The 26,005-nt window shown below is 39.2% G+C and carries 23 protein-coding genes; 1 reads left to right on the top strand and 22 read right to left on the bottom strand.

The features are described from left to right. The first annotated feature begins 82 nt into the window (after window positions 1-82). Complete coding sequence (locus tag PGLA_RS07805) at window positions 83-592, top strand: C40 family peptidase (RefSeq protein WP_068531211.1); 510 nt, start codon at window positions 83-85, stop codon at window positions 590-592. A 143-nt stretch (window positions 593-735) separates the two neighbouring features. On the opposite strand, the gene PGLA_RS07800 is transcribed toward PGLA_RS07805, so the two are convergent. From PGLA_RS07800 to PGLA_RS07690, 22 genes are all read right to left on the bottom strand, one after another. Next, complete coding sequence (locus PGLA_RS07800) at window positions 736-1,422, bottom strand: response regulator transcription factor (protein WP_068531207.1); 687 nt, start codon at window positions 1,420-1,422, stop codon at window positions 736-738. 125 nt (window positions 1,423-1,547) lie between these two features. After that, window positions 1,548-2,609, bottom strand: a complete 1,062-nt coding sequence (locus PGLA_RS07795) for a MoeB/ThiF family adenylyltransferase (protein ID WP_068531203.1) — start codon at window positions 2,607-2,609, stop codon at window positions 1,548-1,550. A gap of 19 nt (window positions 2,610-2,628) precedes the next feature. Continuing rightward, window positions 2,629-4,188, bottom strand: coding sequence for a ribosomal protection-like ABC-F family protein (gene abc-f / locus PGLA_RS07790; protein ID WP_068531199.1), 1,560 nt, complete (start codon window positions 4,186-4,188; stop codon window positions 2,629-2,631). A 431-nt stretch (window positions 4,189-4,619) separates the two neighbouring features. Then, a complete protein-coding gene (locus PGLA_RS07785) occupies window positions 4,620-7,766 on the bottom strand; it encodes a DUF5704 domain-containing protein (RefSeq protein WP_245699744.1) in 3,147 nt (1,048 codons plus the stop codon). Between the two features lie 305 nt (window positions 7,767-8,071). Beyond that, window positions 8,072-9,346, bottom strand: coding sequence for an S-layer homology domain-containing protein (locus PGLA_RS07775; RefSeq protein WP_068531194.1), 1,275 nt, complete (start codon window positions 9,344-9,346; stop codon window positions 8,072-8,074). A 156-nt stretch (window positions 9,347-9,502) separates the two neighbouring features. After that, on the bottom strand, window positions 9,503-10,495 hold the full coding sequence (locus PGLA_RS07770) for a hypothetical protein (protein WP_068531191.1): 993 nt from the start codon (window positions 10,493-10,495) through the stop codon (window positions 9,503-9,505). Beyond that, window positions 10,479-11,030 (bottom strand): hypothetical protein, encoded by a 552-nt coding sequence (locus tag PGLA_RS07765; RefSeq protein ID WP_068531188.1) that lies wholly within the window; start codon window positions 11,028-11,030, stop codon window positions 10,479-10,481. Before PGLA_RS07765 ends, PGLA_RS07770 begins: the two co-directional genes overlap by 17 nt. Before the next feature lie 15 nt (window positions 11,031-11,045). Further along, window positions 11,046-11,435 carry a hypothetical protein gene (locus PGLA_RS07760; RefSeq protein WP_068531184.1) on the bottom strand — a complete coding sequence of 130 codons (390 nt, stop codon included), beginning with the start codon at window positions 11,433-11,435 and terminating at the stop codon, window positions 11,046-11,048. A gap of 70 nt (window positions 11,436-11,505) precedes the next feature. After that, a complete protein-coding gene (locus tag PGLA_RS07755) occupies window positions 11,506-11,988 on the bottom strand; it encodes an ABC transporter permease (RefSeq protein WP_068531182.1) in 483 nt (160 codons plus the stop codon). 39 nt (window positions 11,989-12,027) lie between these two features. Then, the gene (locus tag PGLA_RS07750) at window positions 12,028-14,115 is read right to left on the bottom strand and encodes a hypothetical protein (protein WP_068531179.1); all 2,088 of its coding nucleotides are present in this window, start codon (window positions 14,113-14,115) and stop codon (window positions 12,028-12,030) included. Further along, window positions 14,116-16,008, bottom strand: coding sequence for a P-loop NTPase family protein (locus PGLA_RS07745; RefSeq protein ID WP_145939505.1), 1,893 nt, complete (start codon window positions 16,006-16,008; stop codon window positions 14,116-14,118). It abuts the gene before it with no gap. Window positions 16,009-16,010: 2 nt separating this feature from the next. Further along, complete coding sequence (locus PGLA_RS07740) at window positions 16,011-16,832, bottom strand: CpaE/TadZ family protein (RefSeq protein WP_068531176.1); 822 nt, start codon at window positions 16,830-16,832, stop codon at window positions 16,011-16,013. Next, complete coding sequence (locus tag PGLA_RS07735) at window positions 16,820-17,536, bottom strand: hypothetical protein (RefSeq protein WP_068531173.1); 717 nt, start codon at window positions 17,534-17,536, stop codon at window positions 16,820-16,822. The genes PGLA_RS07740 and PGLA_RS07735 overlap by 13 nt, the downstream gene beginning before the upstream one ends. A 16-nt stretch (window positions 17,537-17,552) precedes the next feature. After that, a complete protein-coding gene (locus PGLA_RS07730) occupies window positions 17,553-18,653 on the bottom strand; it encodes an SAF domain-containing protein (protein ID WP_068531170.1) in 1,101 nt (366 codons plus the stop codon). Window positions 18,654-18,915: 262 nt separating this feature from the next. Beyond that, entirely contained in the window at window positions 18,916-19,764 is an 849-nt protein-coding gene (locus PGLA_RS07725) for a hypothetical protein (RefSeq protein WP_068531167.1), read from the bottom strand. A 96-nt stretch (window positions 19,765-19,860) separates the two neighbouring features. Then, window positions 19,861-21,336 (bottom strand): serine/threonine-protein kinase, encoded by a 1,476-nt coding sequence (locus tag PGLA_RS07720; RefSeq protein WP_211269509.1) that lies wholly within the window; start codon window positions 21,334-21,336, stop codon window positions 19,861-19,863. A 393-nt stretch (window positions 21,337-21,729) separates the two neighbouring features. Next, window positions 21,730-22,809 (bottom strand): SAM-dependent methyltransferase, encoded by a 1,080-nt coding sequence (locus PGLA_RS07715; RefSeq protein ID WP_425415354.1) that lies wholly within the window; start codon window positions 22,807-22,809, stop codon window positions 21,730-21,732. 6 nt (window positions 22,810-22,815) lie between these two features. After that, the gene (locus PGLA_RS07710) at window positions 22,816-23,589 is read right to left on the bottom strand and encodes an ABC transporter ATP-binding protein (RefSeq protein WP_068531160.1); all 774 of its coding nucleotides are present in this window, start codon (window positions 23,587-23,589) and stop codon (window positions 22,816-22,818) included. Further along, the gene (locus PGLA_RS07705) at window positions 23,590-23,907 is read right to left on the bottom strand and encodes a thioredoxin family protein (RefSeq protein WP_068531157.1); all 318 of its coding nucleotides are present in this window, start codon (window positions 23,905-23,907) and stop codon (window positions 23,590-23,592) included. It lies immediately after the preceding gene. Beyond that, complete coding sequence (locus PGLA_RS07700; RefSeq protein ID WP_068531153.1) at window positions 23,904-24,251, bottom strand: cyclic-phosphate processing receiver domain-containing protein; 348 nt, start codon at window positions 24,249-24,251, stop codon at window positions 23,904-23,906. The genes PGLA_RS07705 and PGLA_RS07700 overlap by 4 nt, the downstream gene beginning before the upstream one ends. Window positions 24,252-24,299: 48 nt before the next feature. Then, the gene (locus PGLA_RS07695) at window positions 24,300-25,154 is read right to left on the bottom strand and encodes a deoxyribonuclease IV (protein ID WP_068531150.1); all 855 of its coding nucleotides are present in this window, start codon (window positions 25,152-25,154) and stop codon (window positions 24,300-24,302) included. Then, entirely contained in the window at window positions 25,144-25,959 is an 816-nt protein-coding gene (locus PGLA_RS07690; protein WP_068531147.1) for an Fpg/Nei family DNA glycosylase, read from the bottom strand. The genes PGLA_RS07695 and PGLA_RS07690 overlap by 11 nt, the downstream gene beginning before the upstream one ends. Window positions 25,960-26,005: the final 46 nt, after the last annotated feature.

Here is a 26,005-nt window from a genome sequence, read left to right as displayed (position 1 = left end):
AAAACTGTTATACTTGGTCTCGAGCCCAACAAGATATCAACTACGATATCCACTACAAAGAAAATATCGGAGGTAATACAACATGACTAAACATACATGGACTCATAGATTTGCAGTAATAGGTATCTGCTCAACTATTGCTCTAACTTCTGCAATAACATTTGCTAGTCCAGTTGCTGAAGCTGCAACAACCGCAACCGCCACAACATCCAAAGCAACAAAAATCGTTAACTACGGGAAAACATTTATGGGAACTCCATATAAATTCGGTGCTGCAACGACGACGACTAGAAATTTCGACTGTTCTTCACTTATGAAACGAATCTACGGTAAATATGGTGTTACATTACCACGTACATCTGTAGCACAATCCAAAATGGGATTTGCTGTTTCTAAAGCTAATCTCAAAAAAGGAGACCTCGTATTCTTCTCTAGCGGTAGTAGATCGAATGGAAAGAATATCACTCATGTAGCTACGTATATCGGTAACGGGAAAATACTTCATACCTACGGAAAACCAGGTGTTGTGATCTCAGACCTTAACAAAGGTAACTGGAAGAAAACTTATGTAAAAGCACGTCGTGTGCTATAGGCCTCTTACATTCATACTTCATATATAAACTGACAGTTCTAGCGACTGTCAGTTTTTTTGCGAACAATTATCGGTTATCACTCTATAACTAATTCATGACAAACAATCGTCTACTTCTAGCACTTCATTTGTTTTAGTTCCTCTTATCTCGGACCTTCTAATAAGTAACCTACCCCCCGCGAAGTATGAATCATTTTGTGTTGAAATCCTTTATCCAACTTCACTCTCAGATGGCGTACATATACATCAACCACATTTGTGCCTAACGAGTAATCATATTTCCATACTTGTTTTAGAATTTCCTCTCTACTACACACTTCATTAACATGTCGTGCTAAATACAACAATAACTCGTACTCTTTATGTGTTAAATGAATTTCCTGAGAATTACGCATAACCCTACGGCTTTTAGGTTCAATCGTAAGTTCCCCTATAGTGATCGGCAACGCCTTCCCTTTCCGTTCTCCAGACACCAGAGTAAACAGGTTATGAATACGTACTAATACAATTTCAATCTGAGCGGGCTTGGTTATATAATCATTCGCCCCTGCATTGAACGCCTCTACTACATCTTTTGCATTCATTCGATTGGATAAGATCATGACAACGACAGATTTCCCACTTTTCCTTATCTCGCGTATTACCGAATAGTCATTCATTTCATTTCCTTCATCTAAAATTAACATGTCTATTTCATGAATTTCGGCGTATTTCAATGCCTCGTCGTTGTTATTGACCTTCATCACTTCATAATTCGCTTCTTTTAATGCAGCAACAATAGCAATCGCAGTTTCAGTGTCATATGCAACATAAAGAATAATCTCATTCACAGGACCTCACCAATTTCTATAAACTTATCTTGTACATTCATCTATACGATAGCTTGCACCAAGCAAAAAAAATCCATTCCTAATCATTAGGAATGGATTAAATATGGAAGCGATCATACATTGAATTATCCAAAATATCGATGATACAGCGTTCTAGCTTCAGCTATGTCTTTGGTGCCATGGATCAATGCTCTTCCATCAGGAAAAACAACCAAACGGTGTGCACCAATGCTGTAAGATACAAGGAATGGATTACTTTCAACAGCACCCTCTTGAAGATTCGTGAGTCGAAGCGCTACCCCTTCAAGATTCACAGTTTGACGCCGACTAGGACGAATCTGTACAGTGTCACGTCCGCAGAGCACATCCACCTTTTCTAAGTTAGAAGCAGATAGATATGGATACGTCGCATGATCTCCACAAGAAAGACAATCGCTTTTCTTCGCAGAATCGACGCCAATGGAGACATATTCATTTCGCCATAGATCAAATGACAACAACTTACGACGGAGTACTTCCGGATGTCCACTAAGAAGCTTTAGTGCTTCCGTCGTCTGATTCGCAGTCACCATTTGGACAGCTTGAGGAATAATACCCGCAGTATCACATGTATCTCCTCCAAGGGGAACAGCACCTAAGAGACAATTAAGGCAAGGTGTTTCTCCTGGGATAATCGTATAAGTGATACCGTAACTCCCCACACAACCTCCATAAATCCATGGAATCTTGTGCTTCTGAGCCATATCATTGATCAGCAGACGCGTATCGAAATTATCTGTTCCATCCATAATCAGATCCACACCTGCAATCAGAGACTCCAGTTCCTCCACCCGAACGTCCATCACATGAACATCCACTTTTACTAACGAATTGATGTCTTCTAACCGGCGTTTAGCAGCCACTGCTTTGGGAAGACGCTGCTGCGCATCCTGTTCACTGAATAACTGTTGTCTCTGAAGATTACTCCACTCTACATAATCCCGATCAACTAAAGTAACATGTCCAACCCCTGCTCGAACTAACGTTTCCGCAATCGATGTACCTAATGCGCCGCAACCCACAATAAGAACATGACTTTGCCCAAGTTTTTTCTGACCGGACGTACCTAGTGGTGTAAATCGCTCTTGTCGTGAATAGCGATGCATAGAATCTGATGATAATTCCTGTTGGCCCACATCATTGGACATGTTATTCACCCCTTCAGCATTATACAGTCTTCGTCTTTGAAGCCCACTCTTCCACATTCCATTCTTTTGTGATCCAGTCTTCATAAAATTCCGGTTCATGGCAGACTAGAACTACCGTTCCTTTAAATTCCTTAAGCGCCCGCTGCAATTCAGCTTTAGCAATGATATCTAAATGGTTCGTAGGCTCATCGAATAGAATCCAGTTCGCTTCACGCATCATTAACTTACATATCCGAACTTTAGCTTGCTCTCCACCACTCAACATACTTAAAGGCCGTGTAATATGATCATTCTTAAGACCAACACGTGCTAAATGCGAACGCACTTCACTTTGAGTGAGTGATGAAAATTCATCCCATACATCCTCAAGAGGCGTGATTCTGCCAGCAGTCGCTTCTTGCTCGAAGTATGCTGGTTGCAGATATTCCCCTAGGTATGTTTTACCGCTTAGTGTAGGTATTTTACCGAGAATGGTTTTGAGCAATGTTGACTTACCTACACCATTACAACCAACGATAGCAATCTTATCTCCACGTTCGATCACCATATTCATCTTAGGAAGTAGAGGGAAACTATAACCAATTTCGAAATCAATTCCTTCGAATACGGTCTTAGAACTTGCTCTAGATTCTTTGAATTTGAATGTCGGCTTAGAAGCTTCCTCTGGTTTCTCAATGCGATCCAATCGATCCAATTGTTTCTCACGGCTCTTCGCTTGCTTGGACGAAGAAGCTCGCGCTTTATTACGTGCGATGAAATCTTCCTGTTTCTTAATCATCTCTTGCTGTCTCTCATAAGCATCGACATGCTGATTCTTCGTCATATCAGCCATTTCAAGGAATTTCTCATAATTGGCTGTGTATCTTGTTAATTTGGAGAATTCCAAATGATAAATGATATTTACGATTTGATTCATGAAATCCGTGTCATGTGAGATCAACATAAAGGCATGGGGGTAGTTCTTCAAATACTGTGTCAACCATTCAATATGCTCAACATCCAAATAGTTCGTAGGCTCATCCAGCAGTAGCACGTTCGGCTTCTCAAGTAATAACTTCGCAAGCAATACCTTCGTCCGCTGTCCACCACTTAATGATGCTACATCCCGATCCAAACCAATGGCGGTCAGACCTAGACCTTGGCTCATTTCTTCTACTTTAACGTCAAGCAAATAGAAATCCCCAATATCTAACTGCTCTTGAATGTCACCCATTTGCTCTAAGAGCACTTCTAATTCTTCTGGTGTTGCTTCACCCATCTTGTTCGTAATCTCATTCAATTCCTGCTCAAGTACCAGAAGCGGCAAGAAAGCATCCTTGAGAACATCACGAATCGTTTTTCCTGGTGTTAACTTCGTATGCTGGTCCAAATAACCAAAACGAACGCGAGGCGTCCATTCTACTTTCCCTTCATCTTTAAGCAGTGTACCTGTAAGAATATTCATCAATGTGGATTTACCAACCCCATTGGCACCAACAAACCCTACACGTTCCCCTTCTAACAAACGAAAAGTAACATCTCTAAACAACGTACGTCCCCCGAAATTATGGGAGAGACCTTCTACTGTTAATAAACTCATCTTTACTCTTTAACCCCTATCTATTATAAAAATCACGTAATCTCTATTAAAAATATCATCAAGATTATATTGTAACATAAATAGGGTGCTGGCTGTAAGAAAGAAATCCTTATTTTTATTATTACGGATTGCAAATATTATAACTGATCAATTCCAAATATTCCGCTACCGCTGCAACTTTAGCAAGCAAATAAACTTCTTCTAATTGAAGTGGGAATGAATAAGAGCCATACGTCTGGTGAAATTGTTGGCATTGTGATCACGTAAGAACTTTCATACGTATGGTGAAAGGTCAAAAAACCCTTACTCATAAGGAATAAAGGGTCTTTTGGGAAACTCAGAATTTCAATTAGTAGTAACAATTACGTTAGGCATTCACTTAGCATATCTTTGCCAAATAGCATACATATAAATGAAAATAATGCTACTTACTAGTGCGTTCCATTAGGAGCGTAATCATCATAAGAAGACTTGCTAGCGTCATAGAATACGACATCGCCATCTTTCAGGATGTACTGAAACTGAACACCATAAGGATCGGTTATCAATCGATCGCGTACACCATCCGAACTATCAAATCCCTCCATATCCCACCATTGGTTATCCAGAGGCCCATGGATATATTGCAAATGAGGCTTGTTCAAATCTGCATTACGAATCGTTTCAATATCGAAATTTAATGAGATGTACCCCTCTCGTAAAAAGATGGGGGACTTTTCATCTAATTTATTCGATCTTCCGTAGGCGGCTAAGTCTGTACCTTTGGCAACTACATAGACTGCTGCTGGCAAACTGTATTCACCATACCATTGTTGAATTGAAGCATTCGTTCTAGCTGGACTAGCACTTGCATTTGCTGGCCGATCGAACGTGTTTATGAATGTCCGTAATGGAGATGGAAGTAATTGAATATTATATCCACCTACATACGTAGGTTCTGTTGATCTCTTTTGGAATGACAATAGGTACTGTCCCCTTGTCATAGACCAACCTGTATTCATATCGTATATCGAGCCTCCCGTGTTCACAATATCTGCAACAGGGACATTCCTCAATCGTTTATTAAGCGTTATATTTCGACGTTCTTGATCAGGTGCTGATCCGATCTTCACGAACTTTTTAGTGTCTGTATGATAGTAAAGGTCAACCTCAATTCGTTTAGCAGGTGTAGACGCTTGGTTATCTTGGAAGTAAAAAGTCGGTGTCACTCGTATAGCATCCTTTTCTTCGAACATGTTGCCTTTGCTCTTCAGATCGAATTTGAAGTGATAACCCGTTTTAACGGACATCGTCTTGAAACTTGCTACAGGATGACTTCCTCTAAGGATAGGAAGTACGTATGGTGAAAGAGATCCATTTGGACTCGCATCAATTCCTGTTGTGCCTACAGTATATTTTGTGCCTCTTGGAGCACTACTACCCTTAGATGTTCGAAACACCGTTTCCCAGTTCGGATCAGCAATATCCGTGATACGGAAATCATATAACCTACCAATAACTTCCACAGGTACAGTGTCCGTTGCTACATGGTTATCTAAGTTAAGGTTTGCTTCCGTTTCGGTAGTGAAAAGTGGTGCAGGCGCGTTTTCAGCAAAAGATCTGAAATACACGGTATAGTCACCTTCATCAACCCAGACTGGTAAGAAAAACGTCGTTTCCAATTCCGATACAGGTACGTTTATCCAAGTATCCTTTGGATAGAACGTGGATTTATCACCATTATAGACATCAAATTCAAAGCGCAATTGTTTTGTCTTAATATATTTTGCGTAATCCCTGTCACCATACCCTGGTATATTCCTGTGTTGACCACTCGTAGGCATATAGATTTTGATATTACGATCCAGTATAAATGCCCGACGGCTATAATTGGGATTCGTCTTTTGATTATGAGCAGCATCATCCGAAGCATTCGCATAAATGACGGTAGGTGTATGCACAGTCACCGTATTGATTGAATTAACCGGATACTGTTTATCAGAACCCCCTCCTATGTTTTGAGGGAGCAATTTATAGTAAATTGTTCCGGTACTCGTAGTATTCAGTTTGTTCAGTAATGAACTAGAGATCAAAAGAGCATCTTTATATAGGACACTATTATCAATCATCGTTGGATTTGGTATTTTTGTTGGCGTAGGACCTGTCTTGCTCACTTCTGAATCATCCATAATAGTGTCACCATTAAAATCAACTTTGTCGTTCTTTACAAGAGGATCGTTTATTACCCCTTGAGCAATTCCCTTGAGTAAACCCGTATGATCCGGTATAGAAGGCTTAGAGCTTCCTCCTGAAACAGGGCTTGGAGAATACGAAAACTCTCCTGTCTCTTGGGGGTTAACATGGTCTTCAACCGTTTCGCTATGTGTTGATCCAAGTGTAGGAGGTACATATCCTGAAGGGTTGAGTGTTACTTCTTCACCCGGTAATGCGTAATTCCTCATAACAGCTTGGTCAATACCGTATAACTCCAAATTTTTAATTTCCCAATATGTATAATCTTTAGTAAATGAAAATGAATATGATTTCGGCTCATCTTCAGACATAGGAATGGATGGTTGAGGGACGGGTCTCCCGTCTGGTCCAGGTATTGGGAGTTGTGGTTCACTCCACTTCAGAGTATAGACGACATCGATAGTACAATCATAATTGACTTTTCCATTCATCTGTCCAAATGTGTGCTGAAACAGATAATTAAGCCCAAAAGTATTGGCGTATAGATTTTCTGATGTAGGTATTCCTTTGCCTACGTCAAAATTGAACGGAGAGTTATTTCCATCGTCTGCTTTGATTATCCCAGTTGAAGCTGGGTCCATAACTGTTGTTTGTGGAGCAGACACCTGCGAAGGGGAGTCAATCCCTGCTAACGTGCATACACCCGCTCCACCACTTCCAGGTTCTTCCGGACCAGGTATAGTTGTCCCATCATCTTCCATCGTGTACACTTCATATTTATTGGGATATCGATATGTAAAAGAACTGATATCAAATTTGTAGGTAGCAAAATAATACATCATAGCAGCAGAACCATTACCACCTAATTTCACCCTGGAACCTTCATGGTCAAAGTCTTGAGTGAATTTAATTTTACCCGTATCTAAATTCGGAACCATAAAGCCAGTAATACGCGTAGTGGAGTCAGTTCTACCTGTAATTCCTCCTATTGTATTATCGATATCCGTAGTAAAATCTTCTTCCACATTAACGCCACGTTGTAGAATATTTTCCGCAGCCAAGGTATCAACTGAACTGTCAATGAACTTAGTCTCAAAAGCGCCATAATCTACGCTTAAATATTGCTTGTTTCTACCGTAAGGTATATTCATCCAAATATTTCTTCCTGGCCATCGATCTTTTTGGACCCCATTAAATACTTCAGGGGTACCTGTTGAGGAGTATCCAGAATTTCCATCCCTAAAACCCCAAAGAGCAGTGCCCGCATTTGAACCTGGAACCCATTTTGTACCTGCCATACTTCTTTGCCAAGCGAACCACGTACCATATGGTGTATTCCCACTCGATTTAACAGAGATGCTCTCACCATCCAAAGTTAGTGATCGTTTGTAAGTACGTGCATTCACATCTATCGTTTTTATATCTCGTCCACCCTTGTACAACACAATTTTTGTAATGATTCTATTAGGCCCTGCATCTAAGTTGAAGGGTTTTGTTTTAATCTGATTTGATTTATAAAAGACAGACTGATAGTCCCTTTTTAGTTGAGTTGCCGCTGGTAGAAAGCTTATATCTTCCGTCTTAAATAGAGTTTCGGTTCCGGCTGCGTTAGTATTCTCAGAAAACAATGAATTTATTGATGTAAATATAAGTGAGAATACTATTAGGAGAGATGTGACTTTACCTAGATTTTTCAGTCGTTACACCACCTTTAATATCCTTTATAAAATGGTCCAGATACTTCTAATATATCTTGTGTTTTATAGTAGTAATTTGAGGATGCTGGTGTATTAATTGTAATAGAAAGATTTCTACTTTGCGACCATCCCTTCTTTGGGAAGATAAAGATTGTTTGATCCATAGGCTGATCCTTAAATACCCTGCCAACCATATTTAATGTTCCTTTAAAGAATTCTTCAATATTACCTCTTGTTCCTGAAATATTAAGCGGAACGTAATTTTTTCTAGAAATTGGTACATAATGATCGGAATTTTTACTGAAGATCACTTTAGATTTATAATAAATCAAATAACTGTCTTTCAACTTGGATACTGGTATTCCTTCTGTTGATGTACTTGAACTATGATTTTGCCACTTCAAACTGGAGATCGGTGGTATCAATTTAAGGTTAGGATCATTAGGATCTGCTAAGTCAATAGCAATTACTGCTTCGATCTCCCCTTTATAATCCCCATCAATTGAATCAATAATCATATTTTTTTTGTTCCATAATTCAGCCACATTCGCTTTTTTAGACTCATCACTTGTAGTGAATACTTCAGGCATTACAGTAAAAATATTAGTCCCGTGCCAAACCACTTCCGCACTTGCGACAGCATATTTATCAACCGGAAGCGATCCACCTGCATTTACTGTTAATATGCGATCAATGATCGTAACGGACTGTGCTCGTGTAGTGTTGTCAGATTCACCAAGTTTACCCGCTCCTAGTCCCGAAATTAATCCCTTCTTCGTGGCTAAATACATCCATTTTGCATCATCCGCTGTCTTTTCCCCTATCGCTCTTGCCGACAGTCGTGCCATTTCTTTTCTTGTCATCTGTGAATTTAGGTTACCTGTCTTAAAGTCAGTTTCAACATACAGATTCGCATTTTTTGCTGCATTGACATATGCGTCATACCAAGTTCCACCTGCATTCGAATCCACAGGTAATTTCAATGCTTCTACAGTCATCTTAATAAACTCAGCTCTTGTTACATTTGAGTTTGGCTTAAAGGTACCATCCGGGTAACCTTTGGCAATCCCTAGTTGAACCGCTTTGTCGATGGCTCCTCTGGCCCAATGTGTAGTGATATCAGATAGTTCAGTTGAAGAACCTTTATCTCCACTAATAATGCTACTTCCCGTATCACTCAAACCTTCCGACCATTTCGCATTCGCAACCGATTGATGATTCAAAGCTGTAAAAGTCCCCACTACTGCTAAAGATGTCACCAAAACAGCAAGCCATGTTTTCTTTTTCATTGTTTGTTCCCCCTTTTTATTATTAAGTTCATTGTAATCTTGTTCACAATATAATTGTACAATTTTTCCATTGCATGATATGTGGTTTTATTGACAAATTTTCAACTTCATTAATTTGGATAAATCCAAGAAGAACATAGGAATGAATATCTTTATTTAATTCCTGTTCCCTACAGTACAATCCAAAGGAATATATCCATTGGCTGCTGCATCCTTTTCAGTGGTGAACACTTCCTCCGTTGTATAAGAAGATACACAGGCATTTCGAGAATAATAGTATTTATGACCATTCGCGATAATCCCATTGTATATTGGTCTCTTCACGACTCGACTACCTCCCAAAGCGTAGTTGTTATAATACTTCTCCCCCATTGGAATTCCCTGTACGAATGCCAACACGCCAACATCATTGATCGTGTTATTCCATTCTTCTTGACTAATTAGCGGAAGAGTAAAGGTATATGCTACTCCATGACGTTTGGTGTAATTGTTGTATTTGTTGATATAGTATTCAAGGTCTTGTTGAATAGAGTTAACTATTGAAGTTCTCCGCACGTGATCAAACGTATTGGAATCATTTAATAAGGATACGGAAGCCTCTAATACGATTTCACTTCTAAAACCTTCGAACCACTTTTGATCAACATTTCGATTAACCGTTACATAATCATCGAGGGTAAATGCAAATGTGTTACCGTGAATATCAGAATAAGAGTATGGTTTTTTGGGACTCCATACATGCTTGAGTTCTTTCTCTCCTGAAGCATTCGTATATTCATCCCAAGAATAAATATAGTATCCATCGTATCCAACAATAATTAGCGCTGGAACGTAGTTTTTTAATACACCTTGTCCATCCTCATCATTAAAAACCCCAAAATTCAAAAATAGCGTATGAAAGAAGGTTTGAACAGCTTCTTCTTTATTGATCTTCACCTTTTTTAGTGTTTCATACTGTGTTTCTTCCCTTTGAGTACTATTGGTTAATAAAGCTTTTGCAGCATCTTGTGTAGCTGTATCAATAGCCCTATTGTATCGTAACTCCGTAATAAGGCTTTGGCGTTGATGCTCTAAATTTATATTATTTATAACAAAGGAAGGAAAGAGAATAAGGACGGAAAATATAGCAAGTTTAGTGATAGTCTTCATTGAGGACCATGCCTCCATAAGGAATTACTATTTTTTCATTGGGGTTGTTGATGCCTCCTGTAAGGAAATCATTCATCAACGTCCCCATCGTTCGATTAGTATTTATGACTGTGACATCGAAGAAATCACCGGTTGCGAATTTATAAATCCGGTTAGGGGAATCTATAGTTTCACTTGAATTAATTGGGAATATCTTCGCGTTGATTTGAGCATTAAAAAATTCTTCATAATTGACCTTGTATCCAGCTTGAAACACACCATTATCACTGTAAATAGGATCGTATCTCTTGTGTCGATGAACCATCTGAATATCATAGGTATTCCCCGTTAGAGCCATTCGATCTACAAATTCATTGTACATTGTAGGGGTTATGTATCCTTTATCCCGAACGGAATCCACAAAGTAAGTTACTGAATTTAACACTACAACTTCAGATATGTCATCTTGTTTGTTCAATGCAGTTGATACAGGCCATATTAAGAGAAGAACAATCGCTATGATAACAGCAAACACTTTTGCAACTGAATTGGACAAGGCTTTACATCCCCTTTAATGAAAACGTAACATTGTTAATACACCGTTAGTGTCTCTTACATATGTGGGAGTATATTTTTTATTTAGATCAATAGCTGAAACGTTCAGTGTAGTTGGATCTAGCGAGTTGGAATAAATCATTCCGTTTACTTCAATATCAACTCCAATTTCTCTTATGGTGTAAAGAGACTGCCTTACTTCAGATCCGCTTACAGAATAATTCATAGGCACCTTCAAAGTAGAATACATATTGTTATCAGAATGAGTATTCATTTCGTAGGTTTTCTGTATCGTATCCCCAGTGGATGAACATAGGTACAAGGAAAGTGTCAGTGAAACAATAAAGACCGATACGGCAAAACTATGACCTATTGCTTCAGAAGCATTATTTTCAAGATCGATCATACTCACCTCTATTGGATCTAGAAAGGAGATGTAAAGTACATCTCACTCTCTTGTATTGAATGAACGTAACTTATTTTTGTTTAAAGGTAATACCGCGGATGACATTGCTGTTATCTTTAATAACATTGGCTTCAAACTTACCCGAAGGATTCACATAATCACTTTCGGATTCATTGCTAGCGTGAGCAATACTACCGCCTGGCGCTGTAGCGGTAACCGAACCGTACCCAGAACTCCCTACCGGTACTGATGTGCTAATTGTTTTGAAGTACCAAGAACCATTTGTATTTTTACCAGTTTTGACTTCAACACCGAACTGTCCTTTATCTTGGAACTTACGAAGAGCATTCAAAACCTGGCTACCGGATACTGTCGTGTTATCATAAACTGTGAAAGATGCCTGCGACATTTCTGTTTGAATGTCAGCGAAATTGTTTTGAGCTGATTTTGTTGCTTCTTGGGCAGAGATAAACAGGACGACGACAATTGTGATCAGTGCAATGGTTAAAAAGATACCCGCGGATACTTTTAAAGCTGTTGAAGCGTTATTCATTTGAATTTCCTCCTAATTAATCTAATTTTTCACCAAGGTTTATAGTTTGTTGATTTGTTCGTAGTACACTCCAATCTGAGTGAAACTCATGTAAATCAAAGGAATGACTAAGTATAGAAAAATAACCGCATACATCGGTGCAAAGCCAATCATCCTACCCCAACCTGCTTTTGCATCAATCATTTCTTCATAAGATTGCTTTCTTTGGTCAAAATAGAACTTTCGTTCCGTCTCGAGATCGTCGAATGCCTGCTTAATCGGAATTCTATCGATCGATAGCTGAAGCCTCTCGATAATTCGTACAAGAGGAATAAAGGGTGCATCCAGTTTTACTTGTTCCAATGCCTTTTCAGCACCACTTTCATAATTCTGAACGCACTTATGTAACGGGTCTTTGAAAATATTGGAAAATCTCTCCATCCATTCAAGGATTACCTCGACAGACATACGATCAATCTCACAAAGCATTGCAACGATGGTGTGAAATTGATCCGTCTCATTTTGCATATCCATGGCACGCATTTTCTTTTGGAATAACAATATCCACAATGGGACTTGATATGCAATCCCCCCAAATACGATACTAATCAAAAGCTCCCACCATTTAAGGTACTCAGCGTTTATATCCTGAATTTTTGACAGTATCCGAATGGTTGTAGTGTTAAGCAATGTTTCATTAAAGAATGCTGTTTCATCTTGTTTGACCAACTGGACCACTGCGTCATGAAGTTGTTCATTGTTCACCCCCTTCACTTGATAAATGATGTTAGAGTCAAAATCAGTCAATTGATTTGCATTCTGTAACTCCTCTATGGACATTTTCCCAAACAGATTAGAGTTATTCGTAGGGGCAGTCATCACGTTGTGGATCGCAATGTAATGCATCGTCGAAAAAGAAATCAGTACGCCCACAAATACAATGAGACATAATAAAAACCTGTGTAGATAGTGCCATTCAATCGAATTTCTTGCATTTGCATCTTTTAACAATCTGCTTATCTTAAAGTATTCGCCTGTCCTACGTGCTGGTGTTAGACGATCGACGATCCACTTTACTCCTGGAACCTTTAATAAATGTAATTCCCAAGGGTTCTTTCTAGTCTTAGACACGTATGTTCCTTCTTGTTGATCTTGCATCTTTTTTAGAAGAACATACGATCCAAGGACAATCGCAAAAATGATTAATTTTGTTAAGAAACCCATCTTACTTGTATAAAACTCACCCATTAATGGAAATTGGTTACTTGCCCAGTTTTCTATGGGTTTAGTAAATAGAATTGGAAATACCGCAATCGCAGTTAAGCCCTTAAAGAGAAAGTTTAATTTCCTTCGTTTTAATATTTCCAAATTAATTTCTTCCGCTAACTTGTTTAAATTATTCAAATACAGTGAGCCTTCTTTAACAATCTTGTCTCCATACTCTTGAACTAAAAAGGACATACCCGCGAAACCTTTTAAGAAACGGTTTGGCGCAGATTCATAGTAAAGCTCAAGCTTCTCTTCAGAGTTGTTCGATGTTAGGACTTCATGTATTTTTTTTGCATGTAGTGCAGCTTCATTAGAAGAAGTCTCTGCAGAATCATGTACCGCTTCTTCTATCATCCCGTTCTGATGGTAATTATGACGTACATCTTTTAGCAGATCTCGAAGCTGGATAAGTAAGCGATCCTCAACACGAAGTACAAATGCATCTATCAACATTCCATTCACAACTAACGCAGCTAGCAGAACCATAAATATGAAAGTGAAATCTTGGTTTACAAATATGAGAACAATCACAACCACACATATAATACTAATCGTAGAAAAAACAATTTTAATAGTCTCACGTCTCATCGTATACTCGTCATAAGCATGGATCGCTTGTAGTCTCTTTCTAATTTTCAGTACATATCGACGAATGAGTGGAACTCGCAATAGCATTACGTATGAATCTTGAAAGAATTGATATACTTTTCTCTTCCATTTTTGCTTATTCGTCCCTGCTAATTGCTCATATGAACGAATAATCTCTTGTGTACCGTCTCTTTCTGCCTTTCTTGTTAGGAGTTTCAACCAGATGTAAAAGACGACAGTCAACAATATGGATACAATAAATACTGCAATCCCTATCGTTCTCAAATCCATCTAAATCATCCCCCAATTCCTTTCGGTGAACTCGATATACTCTTCCTTATCACGAGGTGACATGAATTCCAACATTTCTTCCTGATTTCGACTGGAAATACGATTTACTGCCACATAGCCACCATCCCGATATTCTATGATGTTTCTAGCCTCATACAATTTCCGGTCCGTTTGTCTTCTGAAATATTCTGCTGTTGTATTCATAAAAGAATCGATCTTATCTTGTGGATCAGATACATTCCGAAAGTCTGTTGGGTAATCCGTATCTTGATCAAGCGGTACAATTTCAGTAATTCTCTCGATATATCTCTTCCCATCCAGATCTTTCTTCATATGAACATCAAAGTTTAAAACACTAACTACTTGCTGCTCAGCGATTTTCTCATTTGTAAACACGCCTGTTTTCAGCAATGAGTTCCTGATTGATTCTATTAGATTGTTAGTCGTCTTAGCGTGATGGGTAAACAAAGTGAACAAGCTCGCAACCTGTGCCATCTGAATCATCCAAGCTGCAACAACATCAGTAGCAATTTCACCAAGCAGGTTAACAACACCATCCGTCTTTTTCTGAAGATCTAGTCCCGCTTGACCATTGATCGTATCCGTTTCTCGGAAGGATAAGATATTACGATTGTGATAAATTTTTCTTAAACGTAATTCGAACGTCATTTCTTGCACTCGAATGGTATAGGATGCATGAATATATCTGACCAATGCCATCAATAATGTCGTTTTCCCAGTACCTTGTGCTCCTGTAAGTGAGACAATTCTACAACCCTTGATCATATAAATAAGCAGAGTTATAACTAATAGGCGGTTCGTATCTTTCACTGATATCAATTCTTCAAGGTGTGCTGATCCAGTATCAAATTTACGGACAAAAAATGCCCATGACTCAGAAAACTTGGGTCTTACCACAACAACACGAGAGCCATCTTTCATATCGTTGACTATAAAACCATTTTGATCTGATAATTGTCCGGGATTATTATATCGATAGATATTTTGGCAGACTCTCTTGAACTCCCCTTCGGTTTGAAAAGAGAGAAAAGATAAATGAATGGTTTTCCCTTTATAATAAATCCACACACTATCGTGACTTAAAGGAATTGTATTCATCTTGGCTTGGTTCGAACAAATCATCATGTCATCATCAGGATCAATCTGATTAATGGGTATACCAGATACCCCACCTGACACACCATCAATGCGCATATCACGTATATCATCAATCACGCTGAAGCCTTTGAATTCCTGATAGATTCTTTGTACCACAATGTTTAGCTTGTCCTCGAAAGACAAACTCTTCTGTTCCTTTTTAAATACGTCGTCCATTTCCGCAACCGTTATGATATATGATTCCGATTCATGATCATCGATTATTTCCTTTAACTCTGCCAGATTGTGATTATCAATCATTGTTGACAGTGCATCCATACCATATTTCTTCTTGTATTTATGTAGAATGATTTCAAATTTATCTTGCGATGTTAATTGTTTGCTGTTACTAAACTGAATGACTTGATTAATATTGTCATCATTTAATCCATAGTTTTTATACAGAAGATCAAAGATTGTATTTTTGACATAGTTTTTATCATTTCGATCACCATAAATGGACCCTTTTAACGCCTTTTTCAGTTGTAATCTCTGACGAATTTGTCGATTGAATTCTTCTTCGGATAATCCCAAGTGATCTAAATCGCTAGTCGTCATATCGTTTAATGCTTTTTTTACGAACTCAATCATAGTCGGAATCGTAAATTTCTTGTCTAGATCATGAGGGTTTCTACGGGGCTCTCTCTTTTCAGTAAGCTTAAAAAAGACAATAACCCCGATCACAAAGACCAATACGACAATCAGGGAGATATTAATCCACTGACTCGTCAACATACTTAAGCCCCCCGTTCGCTATAGATCTTTGTGTCTATTCCTGAAGCGCTAAGAATCCCCTTTGCAAATCCCCTAACCTCTTCAATAAAATGGTAATTATCGTTCCCCGATCGAATGTTTTTATTTTTGAGAAAGAACTCGACTACTGTTGCGTCATTTATAGCATCCATAAATCCCGTGTTGTGTGGAATCGTATACATCGGCTTATCACATTTAAACGTTCTCTTGATATTCCCAACGTTATATTTAGAATTACGATCATATTGTCCTAACACGATGATGTATTCCTGATCCTTCAACACTTCATTGAATTCACTTCCACGAAAAAACTTTTGTAAAACAGATAGGTTTTGATTCAAATTCACAACAATCACATCCGAGTTTTGTAGAACGGCATTTGTTAATGAGTTATCCAATCCATTCTCCACATCGATGAGTGATACATCATAGAATTGCTTGGCTGCATCAAAAATCCGATTTACGACATCTGATATAGATCCATCCGGTTTCGTTGTCCCTGTCATCAGATCGAGACGATTTGTTAGAATCGGAATTGTGAAATCACGAACTAATTCTGGCGTTAATTTCTTGCTTCGGACCAATCGTTCCAATGCATCAATACCTGAAGTAGAATAATTCATATCACCTTCACCGATTACTTTGTCTCTAATAAATGTAGATTCCAATACTGGATTTTCCCATTGCGTATGACTAATCAATGTTTTGGTCATGTACTCTATGGAAATAACAGTTGCAACTGCACTCATATTAGCTGTAATTCCTGCCTGCCCTCCAACCGGTGACCAAAATGCTATTTGCCCCATACTCTTTTCCTCCTTTTTGCTTGTTTAAAAGCTGATTTTATTTCTTTTTTCTCTAAACCAGATATTTCCTCAGATATATTCATTAACGTTTTTTTGAATACTCGTGATAACCGATTAATATTGTTCTGCCCACTATGCTGGTTGTTAATTTTCGTTGCGAAGTCAATTTCGTCAAACAACATTTCATAAGATTCATCTGACCATACGATTGGGAATTTCCCCAGAACGGATTCTAAGTAATCTTCAGCTATATCACATATGACATGATTAACAACGAGTTTAGTTAACTGGATGGGTCCGACCCCTTCTCCCTTGCCACTAAACAGTTCATTCAAAAACTCAACGGTCTTTTCCAGTACGATACGTTCATTGTTCACTGCTACGTACTTTTTATTGAACTTTTGTAAATCTGATTTGGAGAGGAATTTTGGGTCAGTGCAATGTATAAGAACTTGATCATATAGTTCGTTATTTGTGAGAAATCTCTCAAGGTCTGATAGTTTCAAGAATCCATGTGCTATTTCAAATCCATCGTTCTCTGCTAGCTTCAACTCACTATTATTGTTTTGTGTACCATAATAGATATAACGTTCTATTGTATTATCGATAAGGAGGACACGTTTACCTGCAGCCGATAATATTTTGCATGTATATTGAAGCAAATCGCTTATATCACATGACCCGAAAAATATTGTTTTAGTCAACGATAACACTCCTTCTCTATGGATTAACTAGCGGCTGTTCAAATACGTCTTTTTCTTTCTCACCTGAATCAACAGGTTGTACAATCGTTTCTTTTAGATCAGAATTACTTGTAGGGGTTGGTATTCCTACTTCTGCATCATTTTTTGTGATGTCTTCTGGAGTGTTAACGATTGCATCTTCGCTCGTTTGTTGAATAATCTGCTCATTTGTTATTCCTTGATCCTTTTGTTGTTGAACCGTTTGATCATTTATAATCTGTTGTTGCAGCATCGTACTACCATTCTGAACTTTAATGATGTCCATCTCATCCATCTCTGACATCGACTTTTCTATTGTTGTTCTTCCCCAAGTACTCATTGAGAACTTGGCTTTTTCGAGAATGTTTGGGTCGGATTGTATAAGTTCTATTACTTTAAGATTTATTGGGTAGTTTGGAATTGACTCATCCTGCATAAAAGGATCAACATAGGTTATTTCATAAAGTATTGCTCCATGAATATATGCATCTACAATGGCACTTTGCATTGCTAAAATCTCAAATTCGTTTACCTCATGCCATACAGTTGACCCTAATAAATCCTTCACCTTTTTCTTCGATAACACTGTGTAATCCTGTCCAGTTGGAAACATGATCCGTACATCCACAAATTGTCCCTTTTTAAGTTGTGTTGGCAACTGAAGCACAGTATACTCTTGATGTCTAAGGTCATTTGGAGTAGCTCCTTCTTCAAATACCATAGAACTAATTAATGGCGTATTTAAACCAGCATCGATCTTTATTACTTTTCCTAGTAAATTTTCTATTCCTTCTATCCCATTGTCTGGGACATCTTTTTGAGGTAGTTCTATCACCTTTAAATCCTTCTCTGTTAAAGTTTCCCCTGCCTTAATTTCCTTCGAAGTTACTACCACTCTTTTTTTCACGGAATTTTGTTCTTTCAGAAGCTTTTTGGCCTCATCAATTTGTGCCTGATACTCCAATCGGATTGTTTTCTCTTCCTTGTCATGCTGTTTAATTAAATAGGTAATCCCACCTGCTGATAATGCCCCCATAATGACAGCACCAGATAGACTTGCCAGAATCAAGTTTTTTGTTCTTCGTCTAAGCGTTGACAATAATATCCACCCCTCATGTTAGACAGCAGAACCAGACTACTATCACACTCACCACGAATAATATAGTTAGTAATCCAATTACTACGCCTTTATTAAATTGTTTACCCGCAAATCTGTTTAAATATTTTCCGTTCCTCCCTGCACAATAAATCGTCTCAAACGTAAGTTTGAAGCTTTTAGAGAACCATATATGCCACATGAATGATGACAAAGATCGATCTCTTAGTTATGTAACCAAGCTTAAGTGCCTTCCGAAGAGCATTTAGGCGCCCCTCACCATCCTTTTGACTGATGAACTTAAGTTGAGCTGCTCCATAATATCCTTTGTCACTGACCGAATACTTTCATAGAAGGCAGCCGCAGGTTGATGACTATTCACGTGTCTACTTCTATGTATGAACGGTAATACAGCTTTCATATTCCAGGCATCTAGTAACTCAGTTGAATAAGGAATGCCGTGAAGTGATCCTTTGAATCCAAATCTTTTTTTCATATTTTGTAATGTGCAGTGGGAATGAGGATCATATCTTCCAACGACAATGATATACGGCTTATGTTGCAGTGCGGCTGGAAGCTGTCCTCCCGTGAAGAAACCCTCTAATGCTTGGATATTTTGAGTTAGGCTAACGACAATTAGATCTGCATGATTCAGAAGTGCACCATCTCCCTTGGAATCCAAATCTTCAAAACCACATCCTGCATCCATAAGCACGAGATCATAATATTCATTAGCGCAGGAAAGAATCGATGGTAATAATGAAGATCTGTAGCCAGGAAGAGTACCTTCCTTTTTGGCATTTCCAGTAATAAAGTCGAACCTTTCTGGCATCAAGGGTACCGTATAATCGCGAATATTCTCTTTATTAAGACGTCGATTCAAACATAAACGCTCCAAAGCATCCATACCGCAGTCAATAGATGAAATAAACGAATGATCTAATGCTCCTCTTCCCGTCTGAAATGCCTCCTCTACTCTTTCACCTACTGCCCCACCATGTCCCAGTAACATACGAACTCGATATTCCATTCCAATCATGGATGCAACAGCAGCGGTATGAGCTGTACTCCCGCTCCCTCCCCGTAGAGGACTCCAAAAAGCAACTGTACTCATGTCTTTCTCCTTCCTACTCTTCGTAGAGCATGTGTAATTTGTCTTTGATCCAATAGTGTTTGCTGTTCATTTGATTCGTTATTGCGTTACAAGCTCTCATAATCCGAATCGAAACCTTCTACGCTTCACCATATCAGGAATAATCCCTTTAAATAGTTGATTCATTAATTTGTCCATCTCCTCACACCGATCGAAAGGATCGAGATGCAATGGTACACTATACACTTTATTGCTATTGATTAATTTACGAAGACGTTGTACCGCATCTGATGGTGCTAGGGGTAGACAATACACCCATTTGTTCTGAGGATATCTCGTAAGGCCGCTAATACATTCGCTCATATCCTGCATCCGCCACTCCGAACCCCATCCGACCAGAATCGGAATGTCCGCACGTAGAAATTCTTCCAATGTATCGTTCTCGTGGTATGATCCCAGATCCATGATTACGAAATTGTAACTGCCTCCGAGCAATTCGATCAGATATTCTCTTTCAGTCTGACGATAGTAATCAACACCTTCTACGGAGAAACGTCGTTCATGTTGAATGACAAGACCATCCTCTCCTTCGACGATTTGCTGAATTCGAGTAAATGCGCTCGCTTCCATGTTCATCTCAACGATAGCCACTTTACTGGATGTTCTAGCCAAATAATGAGCGATGCAAATTGCGGTATGTGTAGCGCCTGCACCTGAACTCACACCCATAACCGTAATCACTCGAGTTCCAACATGCCCCGTTCCTATAGCTTGAGGTGAATTACTAGGAGTTTGTTGATAATTCATCAACGTTCTACTTATTTCACTTGCTGATTGAAATCGGTCTTCTGGTGATTGTTGCAGACATTTACGTAGAATGGGAATTATTTCATTAGGACAATCACGTCGAATAACAGACTCTACACGATCTGACCATTCGCTAGCTATTCCTCCTGTTACAAGATATAAGAGCAAAGCACCAAATCCATACAAGTCAGATCTCGCATCGCTTTGACCACTGCCATACTGTTCTGGTGCCGCGAACCCAACAGTTCCAAGCTTGACCGTATCTTCGGATCGTTCTTGCTTGTAATTTCTAGCGATCCCAAAATCAATTAGTCGTAACTCTAGTTGTGACGTCAGCATAATATTGGATGGCTTGAGGTCGCGAAAGACAATGGGAGGGTCATGTTGATGTAGATATTCAAGTACATCAAGGACTTGTTCGGCCAACCGTATTATAAAATCGATCTTCACTTTTCCACTACGACTACTCAAATATTTCTCTAATGTCACCCCTTGGATATAGTCCATGACTAAATAGGCATTTCCTTTGACATCAGGAGGGAAAAAATCTACAATCCTCGGTAATCGTGGATGACTTAATGTTGTTAATAATTCGGCTTCATCCTCGATGTTGGTAAATTGCTGTGGAAAAGAAAAACACTGCTTCACTGCCCATTGCTTTCCAGGCAATTTCAAATCATCGGCTAAATACACATGGCTCATGCCTCCAGACCCTATGACCTGTTGGATCAGGTATCTTCCACCAATGATTTGTCCCTTCAGAAGTAAGAAACGTTGATTCATCATTCCACCCCCATTCCACAACACAAAAAAAGAAAGTACCCTGAAAAGTGAAGAACCGGTCTACACCGATAATCTTCATGCTTTTCGGGATACTTTCCCTATTCATGGTATATGGTTAATTTTGGAACTAGTATAGATCATTACAAAGTTACTTGTAAAGGATTATTTTTGCAGAGCAAATGCCACAAGATTTCGCTCAATCTGTTCCATATGCCCTTGCAGATGCGTAGACAACTTACGAAAGAGATCTTTCAGTTGAATTTCTCCATCGGTTGAGTGTGTTCCAGCTAGTTAGTCTTCTAGATCTCGATTAACATATTGCAATTCACTCGCCCAAACACCCTAATCAAATGCAGATATTAGAGGGTTATGCTAAGACTAATTAATTTCAACCCATTAATATTTAATCATATGAAGTGTTATTTCGTCGCGATTATGAAATAGCTGTTTAGCATATTGCAATTGCATCTGATCCTCTTCAAATGAAGCAATCACTTCTTTGATCAATGCCATTGGCTTCTTATGCATGAGCTTAACCGTTACAATGGCTGTTCCCCCTGGGGACAGACAATAGAGTAAATCTTTAACGAGCTTAACCATTTGTTTAGGACTCCAACTCATATCGCAGACAAGCAAATCAAATTGGTTGTCACGGAACTTCACTTGAGACGCATTCTTTCGCATAATCTTTAATTGTGGGTTATTCACTAATGACTCATGCATCTTCGCTGGATCAACCGCAGTCACATGAATGCCACGCTCAAGTAAGAATGAAGTCCATCCCCCAGGTGCCGCACCTATATCAAGCGCATGACGAAAAGCTGAGAAATCAATTCCGAAGGACTTCTCTGCTTCCAGCAATTTGAATTTGGCACGAGAAATCTGGCCTTCTTCGCGTTGGAAGCGAACAGCTCCACCGTTCCAATCGGAAAGGTTATCCTTAGGGAGCGATACACCGGCATAGATATGATCGGATGATACAAACACCGAAAGTATCCACTTCGCATCTTGAACTGTGAATTCCGCATGTAGTTCTTCCAATTCTGCAAGTAGTTGCTCTCTGAGAGCACCCGCACTTTTTTCACTTAAACTTTGTTCCGACTTACGTACATGAAGGGAAACACTTGCACCTTGTAGTTCTTCTTGACGAAGTAGATAGGCCTTCAATTCACTCACACCAACATCTAATTGATCAGCGCCAATCTCGATATCAACAGGTTGAATATGTCTTACAAATATAGGCGCTTGATTTGCAATCATGGATGCAACTTCATGCCATGTATATGCCACGCTCACAAGAAATACTTCACCTGAGATAAGTACAGAACTTTTGACACTACCGAATAAGCGACGTAGTTCCTCTTGTGCGAATGGAGCAAATCCATGATTTGCTGTAACAATAAACCGTGACTGACGTTGCTCTTGTTGCTCTTCTTGTTCTACTACTTCATTTATATTTACTTTATTATCATCCAAGTTGGATTAACCTCCAGAAGTTACCTTGATCCAGGGACGTCCGCCGTCCCATTCCAGTTCAACTGGAATTTCATAGGTACGCATAATCATTTCTTTATTTAGTACTTGTTCTTTCGGTCCTGCACCAGCTAAGCGACCGTCTTTGATGAGTGCTACATGGGTAAAGAGTGGAACGATTTCCTCTACATGATGAGTTACATAGACGACCGTTATATCACGTTGTCGCAAACGATCTACTTCTATTAGCATTTTTTCACGTTCAAACAGATCAAGACCTGCACAAGGCTCGTCCATAATAAGAATCTTGGGATTTCCCATTAGGCAGCGCGCCAGTAACACCTTTTTACGTTCCCCTTGAGATAAAGTACCTAATGTATGTTCTGCTAATCGAGCCATATTCATTTCTTCAAGTAGTCGATATGCGTCCTCTTTCACTTCTTGAGGAATAGTCTCATAGAAGCGCAAGTATGCATACGCACCCGTAGCAACAACTTCCCACACAGGATCCGTCATAGCAAATCTATCTAATAAAGAAGGACTGATATAACCAATACTTTTGCGTATTTCACGAATATCACACTGCCCATACACATTACCCATTACTTCAACTCGGCCTCGGCTAGGAAAGAGGTAACCCGTCATCATTTCTAAGAGTGTTGTCTTTCCAGAACCATTCCGACCTAAGATAGCCCAGTTTTCACCACTTTTAATTTCGAGAGATACATCATTCAGTATTATATCATTCTCTCTTTGCAGTGTAATATGCTGCATCGATATCATTCACGGCACGCTCCTTATCACGTCTAACAACTCTTCCACAGAACCCATACGATAGCGTATCCTTGGTGGATGGCTACGATCTGCATCCATCAGCATAAGAGCAGGTACACTTTTAATTTGGTAGTCTTGAGCTACTTGAGGCATCATGTTAACATCCGCTGTTGATAGTGTGTCTTCAGGAAGTAATTGTTCAACCACTTCCAACATCCGTCGAGCCACTTTACAGGTTCCACATAGTGGCGTAAACAGAAATATAGCGATAGGCTTACCCTTAATATCCATTAGAAAGCGTAACTCTTGCTCATTAAGCATCCTCATGTTAGATCAGCAGCCTTAGCAATCCGGCCTAACAACTCATCACTCATAGGCCCATTGTGGAGGATCATACCCTCAGGTTTATGCTCATACAACAACTGATACATCTCCTGCTTGCCAGCCAGACTCGACGTATGTAGATAAACCTCTCGTGGATACAAGCCTTCACGAATGAGAGCAGTCACTACATCCCTACCACACATCTCACTATCAAACCCTAGTTCATAATCTAGAGATAATATATCAACTTCACTTTCCCGAAGCATTATCAAACATTCTTCTCCACTACGAGCTAAGGCGAAACCTTTGGGACAGCGACGATAGTCATCTAAGTACAAATGAATCACAGTGATCAACCCCTTCATTGGTCTGACAAACTCGCCTATGTTATCCCTTCATTGCGAAGTCCACCGAAGGACTCTGGCAATATCATCTTTGTGCGTTCCATCTTCGCCCGCTTCAGTCTCCATCACAATAGCCGTATCAAGAATACCGTGGTAGGTTAATAGTTCTTGAAAAGCCTGCTCTCCAATAAACCCTTCTCCCACTCGTGCATGTCGATCTTGCCCAGAACCGTAAGGAAAACGAGAATCATTGAGATGAACAGCTATTAGATCACGCCAATAATCCAATACATGACCTTTCTCAAACAATGAATCGCTATGAGAAGTATCCCATGTTCCTGCTGTAAATGCATGACATGTATCGAAACAGAAGCCAATTTTCTCAGGGAATTGGGATAACTTACGGATATTAACCATCTCTTCAAGCGTTGTACCCATACTATGGCCGTGTCCAGCTTGATTCTCAATTAATATTTTTGTATTTCCTTCCCACGATAGTAATACCTCATTAAGACATTTTAATATATTTTTATAACCTTGTAACGGATCATTTCCTTTATATTGGCCAAAATGAACCACTACCCCTAGTGAACCACAAGCTTCAGCTATAATCAGATCATTTTGTATTGACCTCACAGTTAAATCGTACAAGGCTTGCTCATGGCTATGATCTACAGCTAGATTAACTGGATAAGGCGTATGTGCAATACTTACAATCCCAGCCTCTACGCACAGAATCCTACATTTTTCAGCGTCTTTGGCATCGAAATCTTTGATATAAAGCCTTCGTGGATTCTTCGGGAAATATTGAAAAGACCGAGCCCCCATATCGATCGCGCGACGTGCTGCTTTCGCATAGCCGCCTCGAATACTGATATGACTCCCGACCTTCAGGTCATTGTTCATGCTGACATGTAGGGCAATAGAACGTTTTTTTACTATTCAACTCGGCTTTAACCACGATACCACCACACTGAGGGCAAAGCTCACCTTCACGGTCATATACTTTAAACTCCGATTTATAGCTACCCGTGTGGGAATCATCTTTCGTGACAGGCATATCTATATAACCACCAGCATCAACGGCTTTACTTAGAACAGATTTCGTACTCATGAATAATCGCTCTATTACTTCTGGCCCAAGGTCCTGAACCTTCGCTGAAGGTAGTAATCCCGCTTCAAAAGCAATCTCATCTGCATAACGATTCCCAATCCCTGCGATGACATTTTGGTTCACGAGTAACGTTTTTAATGATCCACGACGACCATTTACGATATTAAAGAACCGGTTAATGTCCATTCTACGATCCGTCATTTCCGGACCAAGCTGACCTAACACTTGTTCTACTTCCTTCGCAGACAACAGATGAACGTAACCCAGACGAAGACCGATAAAGTATAATGTAGTTGCTCCGAATGAAATTTCCACCTGCGTATTTCGATGAGGTAGATCACCATCCGTACCAACATACACGAGTCCACCAAGCATCAGATGCACTAACAATCTACGTCCATTATTTAAATGAAAGTTCAGATATTTACCACGACGTTCTATAAAAATAATTCTTGTATTCAATAATTCAGAGATAAAATTATCTCCTTCAATATTTATGGACTTTTCCCTGTTCACGATGACATTTGTGATAGGAATATTCAATATTTGATCAGAAATTAATTTTCGGTAATTTTCCATTTCAGGCATTTCAGGCATGTGTATTCAACCCTTTCTTGTATAAGAATATATATTATAACTTGTT

Origin of the sequence: Paenibacillus glacialis, from assembly GCF_001637205.1 — a bacterium.
Classification (GTDB): domain Bacteria; phylum Bacillota; class Bacilli; order Paenibacillales; family Paenibacillaceae; genus Paenibacillus_AQ; species Paenibacillus_AQ glacialis.
Note: the sequence above shows the minus strand (reverse complement) of the source record. Positions and strands in the feature narration are given on the sequence as shown.

What these genes read in the sequence shown, in the direction of transcription:
- PGLA_RS07750 (WP_068531179.1), bottom strand. Translation starts at nt 14,115, where the DNA reads ATGGATTTGAGAACGATAGGGATTGCAGTATTTATTGTATCCATATTG.
- abc-f (WP_068531199.1), bottom strand. Translation starts at nt 4,188, where the DNA reads ATGAGTTTATTAACAGTAGAAGGTCTCTCCCATAATTTCGGGGGACGT.
- PGLA_RS07770 (WP_068531191.1), bottom strand. Translation starts at nt 10,495, where the DNA reads ATGAAGACTATCACTAAACTTGCTATATTTTCCGTCCTTATTCTCTTT.
- PGLA_RS07720 (WP_211269509.1), bottom strand. Translation starts at nt 21,336, where the DNA reads ATGATGAATCAACGTTTCTTACTTCTGAAGGGACAAATCATTGGTGGA.
- PGLA_RS07710 (WP_068531160.1), bottom strand. Translation starts at nt 23,589, where the DNA reads ATGATATCGATGCAGCATATTACACTGCAAAGAGAGAATGATATAATA.
- PGLA_RS07760 (WP_068531184.1), bottom strand. Translation starts at nt 11,435, where the DNA reads ATGATCGATCTTGAAAATAATGCTTCTGAAGCAATAGGTCATAGTTTT.
- PGLA_RS07740 (WP_068531176.1), bottom strand. Translation starts at nt 16,832, where the DNA reads ATGGGGCAAATAGCATTTTGGTCACCGGTTGGAGGGCAGGCAGGAATT.
- PGLA_RS07755 (WP_068531182.1), bottom strand. Translation starts at nt 11,988, where the DNA reads ATGAATAACGCTTCAACAGCTTTAAAAGTATCCGCGGGTATCTTTTTA.
- PGLA_RS07745 (WP_145939505.1), bottom strand. Translation starts at nt 16,008, where the DNA reads ATGTTGACGAGTCAGTGGATTAATATCTCCCTGATTGTCGTATTGGTC.
- PGLA_RS07725 (WP_068531167.1), bottom strand. Translation starts at nt 19,764, where the DNA reads ATGAGTACAGTTGCTTTTTGGAGTCCTCTACGGGGAGGGAGCGGGAGT.
- PGLA_RS07695 (WP_068531150.1), bottom strand. Translation starts at nt 25,154, where the DNA reads ATGAACAATGACCTGAAGGTCGGGAGTCATATCAGTATTCGAGGCGGC.
- PGLA_RS07705 (WP_068531157.1), bottom strand. Translation starts at nt 23,907, where the DNA reads ATGAGGATGCTTAATGAGCAAGAGTTACGCTTTCTAATGGATATTAAG.
- PGLA_RS07795 (WP_068531203.1), bottom strand. Translation starts at nt 2,609, where the DNA reads ATGTCCAATGATGTGGGCCAACAGGAATTATCATCAGATTCTATGCAT.
- PGLA_RS07690 (WP_068531147.1), bottom strand. Translation starts at nt 25,959, where the DNA reads ATGCCTGAAATGCCTGAAATGGAAAATTACCGAAAATTAATTTCTGAT.
- PGLA_RS07805 (WP_068531211.1), top strand. Translation starts at nt 83, where the DNA reads ATGACTAAACATACATGGACTCATAGATTTGCAGTAATAGGTATCTGC.
- PGLA_RS07775 (WP_068531194.1), bottom strand. Translation starts at nt 9,346, where the DNA reads ATGAAAAAGAAAACATGGCTTGCTGTTTTGGTGACATCTTTAGCAGTA.